Consider the following 14,338-nt stretch of genomic DNA (forward strand, 5'->3'; position numbering starts at 1 on the left):
CGGCTCAAGGCCGGCAAAGACCTCTGGACGGGACCCGGCCGCCGCGCCGCCGCAGCCGCGTCAGGGCACGCGCCACCAGGCTGCTGCCCGCCTGGCAGCCGTCGCGGGCGACGGCCTTCGCGAAGCCCTCTCGGCGTTCTCGGCGTTCTCGCCGTCCCTTCTGTTTTCGGTCGTCTCGTCCGGCGCGCCTGCCCCGGCAGCTGAGACGGCCTCCAGGCCGAGGTCAGCGGCGCGGGAGGGGTGGTAGCCCCAGCGGGGCCCGGGCGGTGGTCCCCCTGCGGATCCGGTGGCTGGCCCGCTGTCGGCGCGGTGCGGCCATGCCCAGACTCGGCGGTATGACGTTCTCCATCGACGCTCCCGTCACGGCCGCGACGCCCGCCGGCCCTGCGCGGCCCTCCGGTCCCGGCAGCGACTTCGCCAGACTCTCCCGACGCATCGGCGACGCAGGCCTGCTGGACCGGCGCCCGGGCTACTACACAGTGCGGCTCGGCCTGGTGATCACGGCTCTGCTCGGTGGCGGGACGGCCTTCTTCGCGCTCGGCGACAGCTGGTGGCAGCTGGCTGTCGCCGCCGCCATGGCCTTTGTCTTCGGCCAAGTGGCCCTCGTGGCACACGATCTGGCGCACCGGCAGGTCTTCCGCCGGCGCCGCCCGAGCGAGGCGTGGGGCCGTCTCTTCGGCAACCTCGTCATCGGCATGAGCTACGGGTGGTGGATGAACAAGCACACCCGGCACCACGCCAACCCCAACCACGAGGAACTCGACCCCGACGTCGCTCCGGACATCCTGGTGTGGTCCACCGACCAGGCACGCGGCAGCAGCGGCCTGGGCCGGGTCATCGGCGGCCACCAGGCGTTCCTGTTCTTCCCGCTGCTGACGCTGGAGGGTTTCAACCTGCATGTGGCGAGCCTGCGGGCGCTGCGTTCGCCGTCCATGAAGCACCGGACGCTGGAGGGCACGCTGCTCCTCCTGCACCTGGCGGCCTACCTGTCCGCGCTGTTCCTGGTGCTCCCTCTGGGCAAGGCCGTCGCGTTCCTCGCCGTCCACCAGTGTCTCTTCGGTGTCTATCTCGGCGGTACGTTCGCCCCGAACCACAAGGGCATGCCCACCCTCACCGGTGACGAGCGACCCGACTTCCTGCGGCGCCAGGTGCTCACCTCCCGCAACGTGAGGGGCGGTTGGTGCACGGACGTGCTACTGGGCGGCCTCAACTACCAGATCGAACACCACCTGTTCCCGAGCATGCCCACGCCTCATCTGCGGCGGGCCCGGGTGATCGTGCGGGAGTACTGCGCGGAGATCGGCGTGCCGTACCACGAGACCGGGCTGCTGCGGTCGTACCGCGAGGCCCTGACGCACCTGCACCGGGTGGGAGAACCCCTCAGGCGGCGGCGCAGGCCGTCCTGACGGCACAGTGGCGTCGCGGGGCGGGGGCCGCCGAGCCCGTCGCGGCCGGCGGGCTTCTCCTGGCCGTCCGCGTCGTGCCCGCCGTCTCCCGCCCGGTGCGGCTGGATGCGTCCTTCGCCGAGGCGTCGCCCGCTGCTAGCGTCGAAGCGGACCAGGAGACGGGGTGGGGCGATGTCGGCCGACGTGATCGATCTGGTGGCGATGGGCGAGGACTTCGTCCGCGATCCGTATCCGGTCTACGCGGCGCTGCGTGAGCGCGGCCCCGTGCACAGGGTACGGATCCCGGAGGGTACGGAGGCCTGGCTTGTCGTCGGGTACGAGGCCGGCCGGGCCGCGCTCGTGGATCCGCGGTTGTCCAAGCAGTGGAAGAACGCCTCGCCCTCCTTCCCGCTCCCCAGTCCTTCGGCGGGGCCGCACATGCTCAACTCCGACCCACCGGACCACGAGCGGCTGCGCAAGCTGGTCGTCCGCGAGTTCACTCCGCGCCGGATCGAGCAGCTCGCCCCACGCGTGCGGCAGATCACCGACGAGCTGCTCGACGCGATGACGGCGCTTCCGGAAGGGCGGGCCGATCTGGTCGAGGCACTCTCGTTCCCGCTGCCCATCTCGGTGATCTGCGAGCTGCTCGGCGTCCCGATGCTGGACAGGGCCGCGTTCCGTGCCTGGACCGGCACGATACTCACCGACCCGGACCCGGCCGCGCGGCAGGCGGCGACGGGTGAGGTGGCCGACTATCTCGCCGGGTTACTGGAGCGCAAGCGCCTGGCGCCGGGTCCGGACCTGATGAGCGCGTTGATCCGGACCACCGACGAGAACGGCGACCGGCTCTCCCCGGACGAGCTGCGGGGCACCGCCTGGCTGCTGCTGGTCGCGGGGCACGAGACCACCGTCAATCTGATCTCCAACGGCGTGTTGGCGCTGCTGACCCACCCCGGCCAGCTCGCCGTGCTTCGCGACGACATGACGCTGATGGACAACGCGGTGGAGGAGATGCTGCGCTACGACGGGCCGGTGGAGACGCCGACGTTCAGGTTCACCACCGAGCCGGTCGAGATCGGCGCCACGGACATCCCCGGCGGAGGTGAACTGGTCCTCGTGGCTCTGGCGGACGCGAACCACGACCCGGCCCGCTTCCCCGACCCGGCCCGCTTCGATATCCGGCGGCCCGCGGGCGGTCACGTCGCCTTCGGCCACGGCATCCACTACTGCCTCGGAGCGCCGCTCGCCCGCATGGAGGCCCGGATCGCTGTCCGTGCCCTGCTGGAGCGCTGCCCCGATCTCGCCCTCGACGCCCACCCGGCCGCCCTGACGTGGCGCCACGGCATGCTCATCCGCGGCCCACGTCAGCTGCCGGTCCGCTGGAAGTCCTGACCTCGCGCGGCGACGCCACGGGCGCCGAAAGCCGCTGTCCATGACCTGTGACGTGCGGGTTCGCACGAACTGGCCTCGGCCGCCGGACGGGCGGGTCAGACCGGCCCCGCGTGCTGTCGCGTCTGCCCCAGCTCGCCCTGCCGAGCGGGTCCGCCTTCCCCCGGCTGCTGCCGGACGACCGCCGAAGGCAGGACGCGCGGCACCCTGGAGGAGGGGGCGCGGCGGCGGGAGAGGAGGCGTGATGCGAACCAGCGACGAGATCTATCACCAGGTCCGCTGGGACCCGCGGTTCGACCCGGCCCGGTTCGTGCTGGGGATCAGCCAGCGTGGGGGTGCCGTGAAGCGCGTCGCGCTGGCCTCCTTCGTGCCTGGGGGCGACATCCCGTGGCACCGGGTGGTGTTCATCGAGGCGGACGGGGAGGTGGTCTGGGACCGGGCGACACGGGTGGACCGCATCGACGTGTCGGGCGCCGGCCGGGTGCGGAACACGCGGGCGGAGCCGGGCTTCGGCCGGGGAGAGCCCGTCGGCGTCCTCGGCCTGCCCCCGACGGCCCGCACAGCGGTGGCCTGGATCCCGCCCGCGGAGCTGTGGCCGCCGATCCAGGACATCCGCCGGGACTACGATCCGCAGATTTACCGCTGGCCGCCGCACGTCAATGTGCTCTTCCCCTTCGTCCCGGAGTCCGGCTTCGGGCGGGCCGCCTCGCTGCTCGCCGCGGCGACGGCCGAGGCGCCGGTCTTCACCGCCCGGCTGGACGGGGTGCGGACCTTCCGGCACAGGGCGTACTCCACCGTGTGGCTCGACCCCGCGGCGGCCGGCAGGGCACCGTGGGCGGACCTGCACCGCGCACTGCGGCAGCGGTTTCCGCACTGTCATGGGCCCACCGAGAACTTCACCCCGCACCTGTCCCTGGGCCGGACCCGGGATCCGCGGCGGGTCAGCGCCGACTGCGCCGTCCGGCTCGACGCCATGACGGCGACGGTCTGGGCACTCGTCCTGCTCTCGCGCAGGGGCCAGGGGCCGATGCGGCCACGGGCCACGATCGCCCTGCGCACGGGCGAGGTCCGCCGGCTGCCCGCGCCCGGCGTCGAAGCACCCGGCCCGGAGGACACGGCATGGCTCTCAGAGATCTCCGACAGGTGAGGCCGGTGAGGCCATGACCGGGTGGCACGAAACGTCGCCGCCGGGCGTCCAGGTCGCGGAGGCGCGGGGGCCGAGCCGCCGCTGACGAGCCTGCCGTGCGCGCGTCTCCGCCGCGGATCGGCTACGCACCGTACGGCCGCCGAGCAGAGCCTCGGCGACGCCCCGCCAACGTGGAACTCGACACAATTGGTCCACTTCAGGACGGATGAATGCGTAAATGTAGTTCTTTGAAGCCGGTTGCACTCCTGCGGTAACCAGCTCCGGGGAGGGGACGACGACAACGGCACAGGAGAAGCGTTTGATCACGGTACGTAAGCGAAGCACCGGGCTGATGGCTACGGCCGGCGTGCTCGGCGGCATACTCGCACTCACGGCCCTCGGCGGTACCAGCAACGCCGCCACCAGCGGCAACGGCACCGGGAACCACCCGGCATCGCGGGCACAGGCGGATCAGGCGGGCGCCCAGGACACTTCCGACGCCCGAATAAGGATCACGCCCGGTCAGGGTGCCCACGGCGTCGGGATCAACGCCCCCGTGGAAGCCGCCGTCAGCAACGGCAGGCTCACCAGGGTGACCATGACCGACGTCGCCACCGGTACCGAGATCCCGGGCACGCTGTCCCCGGACGGCACGTCCTGGAAGCCGGACGGCTCCCTGGAGCGGGCCACCAGGTACCAGGTCGCCGCGGAGGCCGAAGACGCCCAGGGCCGCGCCGCCACCGGGAACGCCACCATCACCACGGTCTCCCCGGCCAACGACTTCCTCGGGCACGTCTCCCCCGAGAACGGCTCGACCGTCGGTGTGGGCATGCCGGTGACGGTCAGCTTCGGCAGAGCGGTCGGCGACAAGGCCGCCGTCGAGTCGGAGATCCAGGTCAGCTCCAGCAGCGGCCAGCGGGTCGTCGGCCACTGGTTCAACGGCAACCGCCTGGACTTCCGCCCCGAGAACTACTGGAAGCCCGGCTCCACCGTCACCGTCAGGCTCACCCACCACGGCATCCGGAAGACGGTCACGTTCAAGATCGGGCGGAGCCAGATCAGCACCGTCGACGCCAGGACGAAGCAGCTGACCGTCGTACGGGACGGCAAGACGGTCAAGACCATCCCGATCTCGTCCGGCAGCCCCGAGCACCCGACGTACAACGGCCGGATGGTCATCTCCGAGAAGTACCGGCAGATCCGCATGAACGGTGCGAGCGTCGGCCTCAAGAAGGAGGACGGCAAGCCCGCGTACGACATCGGCGACGTACCGCACGCCATGCGCCTGACCGACTCGGGCACGTTCATCCACGGCAACTACTGGGGCGCCGACTCGGTCTTCGGCAAGGTCAACACCAGTCACGGCTGCGTGGGCCTGAAGGACGTCAGGGGCGGCGGCGACGGCGGGCAGCCCGCCGCCTGGTTCTTCGAGAACTCGATGACCGGTGACGTCGTGATCGTCAAGAACTCCGCGGACAAGACCGCGCCGGCCCCGGACAACGGCCTCAGCGACTGGAACATGCCGTGGGCCGAGTGGGTCTCGGGCAGCGCGACCCGGAGCGTGTCCGGCGGCGCCCCTCACGCGTGACGGACGCGGAGCGGGCCGTGGTCCGGCCACTGCCGAAGGCGCGGGGCCGGGAAGGCAGCCGGGGACGTACCGCCACCGGGTCCGTCGCGTGTGCGTGGCCGATCGCCGGCACGCGCGGCATCCGCGGGCGGCGCCGGTCAGCCGGCGAGCGTTCCCGGCGTCGTCTGCTCGGCCCAGATGACCTTGCCGTCCTTCGTGTAGCGCGTGCCCCAGCGCTCGGCGAACTGGGCCACCAGGAAGAGGCCCCGGCCGCCCTCGTCCGTGCTGGCCGCGTAGCGCAGATGCGGCGAGGTGCTGCTGTGGTCGGAGACCTCGCAGACGAGCGCGCGGTCGCGGATCAACCGCGCCTTGATCGGCCCGGTGGCGTGGCGCATGGCATTGGTGATCAGTTCGCTGCAGATCAGCTCCGTGGTGTACACGAGGTCCTCCAGCTCCCACTCCATGAGCCGGGCGGAGACGGCCGCGCGTACGCGGCGAACGGCGGCGGGGTCGCTCTCCACGTCCCATTCGGCGACCTGCCCGGGCCCCAGCACCCGCGTACGGGCGACGAGCAGCGCGATGTCGTCGCTCCGGTGCTCCGGGAGCAGGGCGCCGAGCACGGCGTCGCAGGTCTCCTCGGGGGACTGGTCCGCGTGCGCCAGCGTCTCGCGGAGCAGCCGGAGCCCGGCGTCGACGTCCAGGTCGCGGCGCTCGACGAGGCCGTCGGTGAACAGGACCAGTTTGCTGCCCTCGGGCAGCCGCAGCTCGGTGGACTCGAAGGGCAGTCCGCCGATGCCGAGGGGAAGGCAGGACGGCACGTCCACGAACTCCACCGTCCCGTCGGGGTGCACGAGCGCGGGCGCGAGGTGGCCGGCGCCGGCGATGCAGCAGGTGCCGGCCACGGAGTCGTAGACCGCGTACAGGCAGGTGGCGCCGGTGACGGTGGTCCGGTCGCCGGCCGCTATCGCGTCCTTGTCGATGAGGGTGACCAACTCGTCGAGGTGGCTGAGGAGTTCGTCGGGCGGCAGGTCCAGGGGGGTGGAGAAGTTGTGCACGGCGGTGCGCAGCTGCCCCATGGTGGCCGCGGCATGCAGTCCGTGCCCGACGATGTCGCCCATGACCAGCGCCACCCTGGCGCCCGGCAGCGGGATGACGTCGAACCAGTCGCCGCCGACCGCCTTTGCGGGGAGGTACCGGGAAGCGACCTCGACGGCGTTCTGTTCGGGCAGCGTGTGCGGCAGCAGTCTCCGCTGCAGCGCCACGGCCAGGCCGTGCTCGCGGGTGTAGCGGCGTGCGTTGTCGAGGGAGACGGCGGCCCGGGTGGCCAGTTCGGCCGCCAGGGACAGATCGTCCTGATCGAAGGGCTCGGGCTTCTCGGAGCGCCAGAAGTGGACGACGCCCAGCAGCACGCCGCGGGCGGACAGCGGCGCCGTGATGAGCGAATGGATCCCGTAGTCGATGATGCGGGAGCCCCGCACGGGGCTCACCTCCATCCATCGCGTGGCATCACGCAGACGAGGTACCAGGACCGCCTTCCCGCTCTCGGCGCTGTGGGCCTGTGGTGTGGACGGCCCGTAAGTGATCAGGTCGCCGACGGGGATGAAGGGAGCGTTGTCGTGGATGCCGCTGACCGCCGCGCGCCGCATCCGCTGGCTGCCGGTGCCCGTGCCGTTTATCTCCGGTTCCGCGTCGCTCAGCACGGACTCGGCCAGGTCGACGGTGACGTAGTCGGCGAAGCGCGGAACCGCGACCTGCGTCAGCTCTTCGGCCGTGCGGGTCACATCGAGGGTGGTGCCGATGCCGCCGGTCGCGTCGTAGAGCAGCTTGAGCCGCCACCGGACCAGTTCGACCCGCTGCGACGCCTCACCGATCATCTCCATCACTTCTTCGGTGCCGAGCTCCTCCTCTCCGGCCACCGCGGCGACCGCGAGCCGCGCGGACGCGGTGCCCACCGAACCGGCGAGCTGGGCTTCCGCGTGATGGACCAGCTCCGGCGGCGCTTCGGCCGCCAGTGAGTCGGGTCTTCCACCAGGGTAGGAGCGCAACGCGCGCAGGGCGCCCTCCCGCCCGAGGAAGCGCTCCAGCAGGGTCTGCAGCTGACCGACCGTGGCACGGACCTGCCAGCGCCGCTCCCTGACAGGCTCGCCGAGGATGTCGACGAACTGCTCCGCCTGCGCCCGCTCGGCGGCGTTCGGCCGGTCCACGAGGGAGACCGCGACATACCCGCCGAAGTTCAGCAGCGCACTCCAGAACATCGCATGGCTGATCGGGTCCATTCCCGCCATGCCGAACAGCTGCCGTGGCCGGAGCGGCCCCATGCCGAGGGGGCCCTCCCGCAGGAAGGAAGCGGGCAGCAGCCCGGCATCGGCGAAGGTCGGCAGCACGAGGGTGTACGCCCACACTGCGAACCCCGCCACCAGACCGACCAGCACGCCCCGGCGGGTACCGCCTTTCCAGAACAGGCCGCCCAGGACGGCGGGCGCGAACTGTGCCACGGCCGCGAACGACACCAGGCCGATCGACACCAGTGCCGTCTGCTCGCCCGCGAGCCGGAAGTACGCGTACCCGAGCAGCAGGACCAGCACGATGGTCGCCCGGCGGATGCCCAGCACCAGCCCGGCGAGGTTGCCCCGGTGCGTCAGCCGGGACCTGCTGCGCAGCAGCAGCGGCATCACGAGTGAGTTCGACACCATGGTGCTGAGCGCGGTCGTCTCGACGATGACCATGCTGGTGGCCGCGCTGAGGCCGCCGATGAAGACGAGCAGCGCGAGTGCCTGCTGGCCTCCGGCCATCGGCAGGGTCAGCACATAGGTGTCGGCGTCCACGGCCTTTCCGAACCGCAGGAGCCCGGCGGCCGCGACGGGAAGCGCGAAGACGCTGATCGCGAGCAGGTACAGCGGGAACAGCCACATCGCACGTTTGAGGTGCCTCTCGTCGACGTTCTCGACGACGCTGATCTGCCACTGCCGGGGCAGCAGCACGATCGCCAGCATGGACAGCACCGTGAGCCAGACCCACGTGCCGTAGCCGGTCTGCTCGCGCAGTGTGAACAGGGTGGTGAGGCCGGCGTCCTCGGCCCGGGAGAACAGGTCGTGGAGGCCCCCGAACATCCAGAAGACCACGAAGATCCCGGCCGAGAGGAACGCCACGAGCTTGACCACCGACTCGAAGGCGATGGCGGCGACCATGCCCTCGTGGCGTTCGGTGGCGTCCAGATGGCGGGTGCCGAAGACGATGGTGAACGCGGCGAGTACCAGGGCCGCGTACAACCCGGTGTCCTGCAGCAGCGGGATGTGGCTCAGCTTCGGGCTGGAGGTGACGGGGTACCGCCGGATGACCGCGAAGGTGATGGAGACCGCCTTGAGCTGCAGCGAGATGTAGGGGACGACCCCCACCACGGCGATGACCGTCACCAGACAGCCCAGCGCGGTGCTCTTGCCGTAACGGGCGGAGACGAAGTCGGCCAGCGAGGTGATCCGGTGCCGGTGGCTGATCCGGATGATTCTGCGCAGCACCAGCCAGCCCAGCGCGAGCATGAGCGTCGGACCCAGGTAGATCGGCAGGAAGCCGACGCCGGCCCCGGCGGCCCAGCCCACGCTGCCGTAGTACGTCCAGGAGGTGGCGTACACGCCGAAGGACAGCGCGTAGACCGTGGCGTTGTTGATGATGCTCCGACCGGAATCCGCCCGCCGGTCACCGTAGAAGGCCACGGCGAAGAGAAGACCGAGGTATCCGGCCGAAACCGCGGCGACGATCCAGGTCTGGAGCACGGCCTACCTCGATCTGCCGCCGATCACGGCGACCAGACCGATCACGATCGCCCAGACGAGAAACAGGTACGCCGCGAGAACGGGGACGCCGAAGACCTGGCCCATGCGGTCGAACCGCGCCAGGAACGGCGGAACGATCAGCACGAACCCCGCCGCCGCCACAGCGGCCAGGCGCAGACCGAGCTGCTCGTCGTCGCGCGACTCCGCCATGAGCCGCCTCCACATCCTCGATGCCGCGAGGTGCGACATGTGCCCGAATGTGACCGATGCCGGACCGCGGCGTCGATCGGCGCCGTAGTGACGCGCGCTGTGCTCAGTTCAACACGGCACCGGGACGCCCGCTACCGCAGACTCCGGGGCCCGGGCGAGACACCTGTCGGGGTGATCCGGGAGGCGGCCGCACGGGCTGGACGCGGCCCGGGCGCCGTCGCCTTTCCTTCGACGGTGCCCGGGCCCTGGCGGCGTCCGCGCGTCACTCGGCGGAGGCCAGGCAGCGCTCCTCGAACTCGTGGTACGTGGCGACGTCCGCCGTCCTGGCACTCAGGACGGTGCCGAGCCAGCCCAGCAGGAACCCGACCGGGATGGCGACGATGCCCGGGTTCTGCAGGGGGAACCAGGCGAAGTCCGCCGAGGGCAGCAGTGACGTCGGTGTGGAGGAGACGAGCGGGCTGAAGGCGACCAGCAGCACGGAGCAGCCGAGGCCGCCGTAGAGACCGAGGAGCGCGCCGCCCGCGTTGAAGCGGGGCCAGAACAGCGTGTACACGATGGTCGGCACGAGGGACGAGGCGGCGATGGCGAAGGCGAGGAAGGCGAGTGAGGCCGCGTTCCAGTCCCAGGCCAGCAGGGCGATGAAGATTCCCAGCGCGCCGACCGCGCCGGCCGACAGACGCGCCACGGCAACCTCCTGACGGTCCTCCACCCGGCCCTTGCGGATGCCGTGCGCGAACACGTCGTGGGCCAGTGCCGAGGCCGCCGCCAGTGTGACGCCGGCGGCCACGGAGAGGATCGTGGCGAAGACGAGGCAGGAGAAGGCCGCCACCAGCAGGGTTCCGCCCACCGACTGCGCGAGCAGGAGCACCGCGGAGTTGCCGGTGGAGTCGGCGGCCCGGACGGTGTCGGTGCCGACGACCGCGGCCGCGCCCAGGCCCAGGATGCCGAGCGCCAGGCACACGGCGCCCACCAGGCCGATCGTCCACAGCACCGCCGTGCGCAACTGGCGTGCGCTGCCCGGTGACAGCAGGCGCATGACGATGTGCGGGAGCCCTCCGACGCCCAGGGCCATGGACAGCGCGAGACTGAGGAAGTCCAGCTTGCTGGTGGTGCTGACCCCGAACCGCAGGCCGGGCCGCAGATAGGCGTCCCCGTGCCCGCTGTTCGCGGCGGCCGCGCCGAGCAGGTCGTCGCCGCTCCAGGAGAAGCGCCTCAGCACCAGGAGGACGGCCACCACGGTCACGACCACCAGCAGCGCGGTCTTGGCGACCTGGATGAACGTGGTGCTGGGCATCCCGCCGACCGCGACGTAGAAGACCACGAGGCAGCCGATGATGATCACGCACAGGGCACGCACGGCGCCCCCGGGCATCCCGGTGAACTGGGTCAGCAGGGCCACGCTCGCCGACAGCTGGGCCACCAGGTACAGGACGGACACGACGAGGGCGCAGACCCCGATGGCGAGCCGGACCGGCCGCTGCCGGTCCCGCATCCGCAGGGCGACGGTGTCGCCGAGGGTGAACAGACCGGTGTTGCGCAGCGGTTCGGCGATCAGCAGCAGCACCATGATCCAGCCGATGGCGGTGCCCACCAGATACAGCAGGCCGTCGTAGCCGGTCAGGCAGACCAGGCCGGTACTGCCCAGCAGCGTCGCCGCCGAGAGGTAGTCACCGCACATCGCCATGCCGTACCGCAGCGGCGACAGCGTGCGGCTGCCGAGGTAGAACTCGTTGACCTCGTCGCGGTGGGGACTGTTGATGATGGCCGTGAACATGGTGACGACGAGGAAGACGAGGAACAGGACCAGCGGCAGTCCTACCTGGTTGAGGGGGATGACGCCCCAGGCGGTGGTCACCGCTCACCCCTTCCAGCGGCGGTGCGGTCGCGGTGCGCGCGCAGTCTGCCGGCGAGCGGGTCGAACCGGGTGCGCATGTGCCGGTCGTAGCGCCACGCGGTGAGGAACAGCGCGGCGAACAGCGCGAGACTCCACATCAGTCCGAAGGTGAGGTGTCCCCACAGCGCGGTGGCCATCAGCCCGGGCGCGAAGCCGGACAGCAGGATGAGGAGCAGATAGCCGCCGACGACGGTGACCGCGGCCCGCGTCCCGAAGGCGAGGCGCAGGCGGCGAAGTTCGCGCAGGTCCACGGGCGGCTGCCCGTACTGGGCCGCCGTCGCCGGGGCGTCACCCGGTTCGTGGTGCGCGGGGGGCCGGGGAAACTGGTTCACCGCGCCACCGCCGCCAGGGCCGAGCTCATCCGGTCGGAGACCTCCCGCACCGTACCCGCCGCGTCCACGGGGAACAGCAGGTCCCGGGCGGCGTACCACCGCAGCAGCGGGACCGTCTGCTCCGCGTACAGCGCGAGGCGGCGCAGAACGGTCTCCTCGGTGTCGTCGGCGCGCCTGACGAGCGGGCCCACGCACCCGTCGCACCTGTCGGGGACGCGGGGCGGGGAGAACACCGTGTGCACGGTCGTCCCGCACGCCGGGCACAGGCGCCGGCCCGTCAGCCGCTGCACGATCTCCTCGTCCGGCAGCCCGAGGGCGAGCACCGCGTCGATCACGGTCCCGTCCTTCCCCAGGGCCTCTTCCAGCAGTTCGGCCTGCCCTACGGTCCGGGGGAAGCCGTCGAGCAGGAAGCCGTCCGCCGCGTCGGGTTCGCGCAGGCGCCCCGTGACGACGGCCGCGGTGAGCTCGTCGGGCACCAGCTCACCGGCGTCCGTGTGCCGCTGGACCAGCTCGCCGAGGGCGGTGCCCCGGCTGGTCTCCGCGCGGAACAGGTCCCCGCTGGAGATCGCCGGGACGGACAGCAGGCCGGCCAGGACACGGGCCTGGGTGCCCTTGCCCGCACCCGGAGGGCCGATCAGAACGATACGCATTCTCTGTTCCTGTTTCCTTGGTCAGTCTTCGGCCGGCGCGGCGGGGAGCTGGGCCTGGATCAGGTCCATGACGCCGGCATCGGTGAGGGTGGTGACGTCACCGAGCTGCCGGTTCTCCGCGACGTCCCGCAGGAGCCGGCGCATGATCTTGCCCGAGCGGGTCTTCGGCAGCTCCGCCACCGGCAGGATCCGCTTGGGCTTGGCGATGGGGCCGAGCGTGGCGCCCACGTGGTCGCGCAGCTCGCCGACGAGCCCGTCGTCCTGCGAGGCCGAACCGCGCAGGATGACGAAGGCGACGATGGCCTGCCCGGTCGTCTCGTCCTTGGCGCCGACGACGGCCGCCTCCGCCACCGCCGGGTGCGACACCAGCGCCGACTCCACCTCCGTGGTGGAGATGTTGTGTCCGGAGACCACCATCACGTCGTCGACCCGGCCCAGCAGCCAGATGTCGCCGTCCTCGTCCCGCTTCGCGCCGTCCCCGGCGAAGTAGCGGCCCTTGAAACGGGACCAGTAGGTGTCGATGAACCGCTGGTCGTCGCCCCAGATGGTGCGGAGCATGGCGGGCCAGGGCTCGGTGAGCACCAGGTAGCCGCCGGATCCGTTCGGGACCTCCGCCGCCTCGTCGTCGACGACGGTCGCGGCGATGCCGGGCAGCGGGGTCTGCGCGGAGCCCGGCTTGGTCTCCGTCACACCGGGCAGCGGGGAGATCATCATCGCGCCGGTCTCGGTCTGCCACCAGGTGTCCACGATCGGGCAGCGGCCACCGCCGATGTGCTCGCGGTACCAGACCCACGCCTCCGGGTTGATCGGCTCGCCGCAGCTGCCCAGCACCCGCAGGGACGACAGGTCGAACTTGGCGGGGATCTCCTCGCCCCACTTCATGAACGTGCGGATCGCGGTGGGCGCCGTGTACAGGAGGCTCACTCCGTACTTCTGCACGATCTCCCAGAAGCGGCCCTGGTGCGGGGTGTCCGGCGTGCCCTCGTACAGCACCTGCGTCGCGCCGTTGGCCAGCGGCCCGTACACGATGTACGAGTGGCCGGTGACCCAGCCGATGTCCGCGGTGCACCAGTAGACGTCGGTCTCCGGCTTGAGGTCGAAGACCGCGTGGTGGGTGTACGCGACCTGGGTGAGGTAGCCGCCGGAGGTGTGCAGGATGCCCTTCGGCTTCCCGGTCGTGCCGGACGTGTAGAGGATGAAGAGCGGGTGCTCGGCGTCGAAGGCCTCCGGCGTGTGCTCGGCCGACTGCCGCTCGACGATCTCGTGCCACCACACGTCCCGGTCCCCGGTCCACGGCACGTCCTGCCCGGTGCGGCGGACGACCAGCACCTTCTCCACGCCGGCGGTGCGGCCGAGCGCCTCGTCCACGGCGGGCTTGAGCGCGGACGGCTTGCCGCGCCGGTAGCCGCCGTCGGCGGTGATGACGACCTTGGCGTCGGCGTCCTCGATCCGGGTGGCGATGGCGTCGGCGGAGAAGCCGCCGAAGACGACCGAGTGCGCGGCGCCGATGCGGGCACAGGCCAGCATCGCGACGACGGCCTCCGGGATCATCGGCAGGTAGACGGCGACCCGGTCGCCCGCGCCGACGCCCAGCTCGGTGAGGGCGTTGGCCGCCTTGGAGACCTCGTCCTTCAGCTCGGCGTAGGTGATCGAGCGGCTGTCGCCGGGCTCGCCCTCGAAGTGGATGGCGACGCGGTCACCGAGGCCCGCCTCGACGTGCCGGTCCACGCAGTTGTACGCGACGTTGAGCTCGCCGTCCTTGAACCACTTCGCGAACGGCGGGTTCGACCAGTCCAGCGTCTCGGCAGGTTCCTTGGCCCAGGTCAGCCGGCGGGCCTGCTCGGCCCAGAAGCCGAGCCTGTCAGCCTCGGCCTGTTCGTACGCCTCGGCCGTGGCATTGGCGTTCTCGGCCAGGTCGGCGGGCGGCGCGAACCGCCGCTCCTCCTTCAGCAGGCTGGCCAGGCTCTCGTTGCTCATGGGGACTCCCTTGTCCTCGGTCGGTCGGCAGGTGGTGG

At 71.4% G+C, this 14,338-nt stretch carries 10 protein-coding genes; 4 read left to right on the plus strand and 6 right to left on the minus strand.

What is annotated here, in order from left to right; translation table 11 throughout:
• The first annotated feature begins 335 nt into the window (after positions 1-335).
• From LQ326_RS18930 to LQ326_RS18945, 4 genes are all read left to right on the plus strand, one after another.
• Positions 336-1,406 (plus strand): fatty acid desaturase family protein, encoded by a 1,071-nt coding sequence (locus LQ326_RS18930; RefSeq protein WP_234538291.1) that lies wholly within the window; start codon positions 336-338, stop codon positions 1,404-1,406.
• Positions 1,407-1,577: 171 nt separating this feature from the next.
• Positions 1,578-2,777 (plus strand): cytochrome P450 family protein, encoded by a 1,200-nt coding sequence (locus tag LQ326_RS18935; protein WP_308401955.1) that lies wholly within the window; start codon positions 1,578-1,580, stop codon positions 2,775-2,777.
• 241 nt (positions 2,778-3,018) lie between these two features.
• Positions 3,019-3,921 (plus strand): RNA repair domain-containing protein, encoded by a 903-nt coding sequence (locus LQ326_RS18940; protein ID WP_234538292.1) that lies wholly within the window; start codon positions 3,019-3,021, stop codon positions 3,919-3,921.
• A gap of 331 nt (positions 3,922-4,252) precedes the next feature.
• A complete protein-coding gene (locus LQ326_RS18945) occupies positions 4,253-5,488 on the plus strand; it encodes a L,D-transpeptidase (protein WP_234538395.1) in 1,236 nt (411 codons plus the stop codon).
• Between the two features lie 137 nt (positions 5,489-5,625).
• Here LQ326_RS18945 and LQ326_RS48340 read toward each other — a convergent pair whose 3' ends face one another.
• The 6 genes from LQ326_RS48340 to acs all read right to left on the minus strand — a co-directional run bounded on the left by LQ326_RS48340 (position 5,626) and on the right by acs (position 14,300).
• Entirely contained in the window at positions 5,626-9,237 is a 3,612-nt protein-coding gene (locus tag LQ326_RS48340) for a SpoIIE family protein phosphatase (RefSeq protein WP_308401957.1), read from the minus strand.
• Between the two features lie 3 nt (positions 9,238-9,240).
• Positions 9,241-9,447, minus strand: coding sequence for a hypothetical protein (locus LQ326_RS18955; protein ID WP_234538293.1), 207 nt, complete (start codon positions 9,445-9,447; stop codon positions 9,241-9,243).
• Between the two features lie 262 nt (positions 9,448-9,709).
• Positions 9,710-11,302 carry a sodium/solute symporter gene (locus LQ326_RS18960; protein ID WP_234538294.1) on the minus strand — a complete coding sequence of 531 codons (1,593 nt, stop codon included), beginning with the start codon at positions 11,300-11,302 and terminating at the stop codon, positions 9,710-9,712.
• Positions 11,299-11,673 (minus strand): DUF485 domain-containing protein, encoded by a 375-nt coding sequence (locus tag LQ326_RS18965; RefSeq protein ID WP_234538296.1) that lies wholly within the window; start codon positions 11,671-11,673, stop codon positions 11,299-11,301. The genes LQ326_RS18960 and LQ326_RS18965 overlap by 4 nt, the downstream gene beginning before the upstream one ends.
• Positions 11,670-12,323, minus strand: coding sequence for an adenylate kinase (locus LQ326_RS18970; protein WP_234538297.1), 654 nt, complete (start codon positions 12,321-12,323; stop codon positions 11,670-11,672). The genes LQ326_RS18965 and LQ326_RS18970 overlap by 4 nt, the downstream gene beginning before the upstream one ends.
• Positions 12,324-12,344: 21 nt before the next feature.
• Positions 12,345-14,300, minus strand: coding sequence for an acetate--CoA ligase (gene acs / locus LQ326_RS18975; protein WP_234538299.1), 1,956 nt, complete (start codon positions 14,298-14,300; stop codon positions 12,345-12,347).
• Positions 14,301-14,338: the final 38 nt, after the last annotated feature.

This window comes from Streptomyces shenzhenensis (assembly GCF_021462265.1).
Lineage (GTDB): Bacteria > Actinomycetota > Actinomycetes > Streptomycetales > Streptomycetaceae > Streptomyces > Streptomyces shenzhenensis.

Excerpts from the sequence above, each read along its gene's own strand:
- LQ326_RS18930 (WP_234538291.1), top strand. The coding sequence starts at position 336 with ATGACGTTCTCCATCGACGCTCCCGTCACGGCCGCGACGCCCGCCGGC.
- LQ326_RS18935 (WP_308401955.1), top strand. The coding sequence starts at position 1,578 with ATGTCGGCCGACGTGATCGATCTGGTGGCGATGGGCGAGGACTTCGTC.
- LQ326_RS18940 (WP_234538292.1), top strand. The coding sequence starts at position 3,019 with ATGCGAACCAGCGACGAGATCTATCACCAGGTCCGCTGGGACCCGCGG.
- LQ326_RS18945 (WP_234538395.1), top strand. The coding sequence starts at position 4,253 with ATGGCTACGGCCGGCGTGCTCGGCGGCATACTCGCACTCACGGCCCTC.
- LQ326_RS18955 (WP_234538293.1), bottom strand. The coding sequence starts at position 9,447 with ATGGCGGAGTCGCGCGACGACGAGCAGCTCGGTCTGCGCCTGGCCGCT.
- LQ326_RS18970 (WP_234538297.1), bottom strand. The coding sequence starts at position 12,323 with ATGCGTATCGTTCTGATCGGCCCTCCGGGTGCGGGCAAGGGCACCCAG.
- acs (WP_234538299.1), bottom strand. The coding sequence starts at position 14,300 with ATGAGCAACGAGAGCCTGGCCAGCCTGCTGAAGGAGGAGCGGCGGTTC.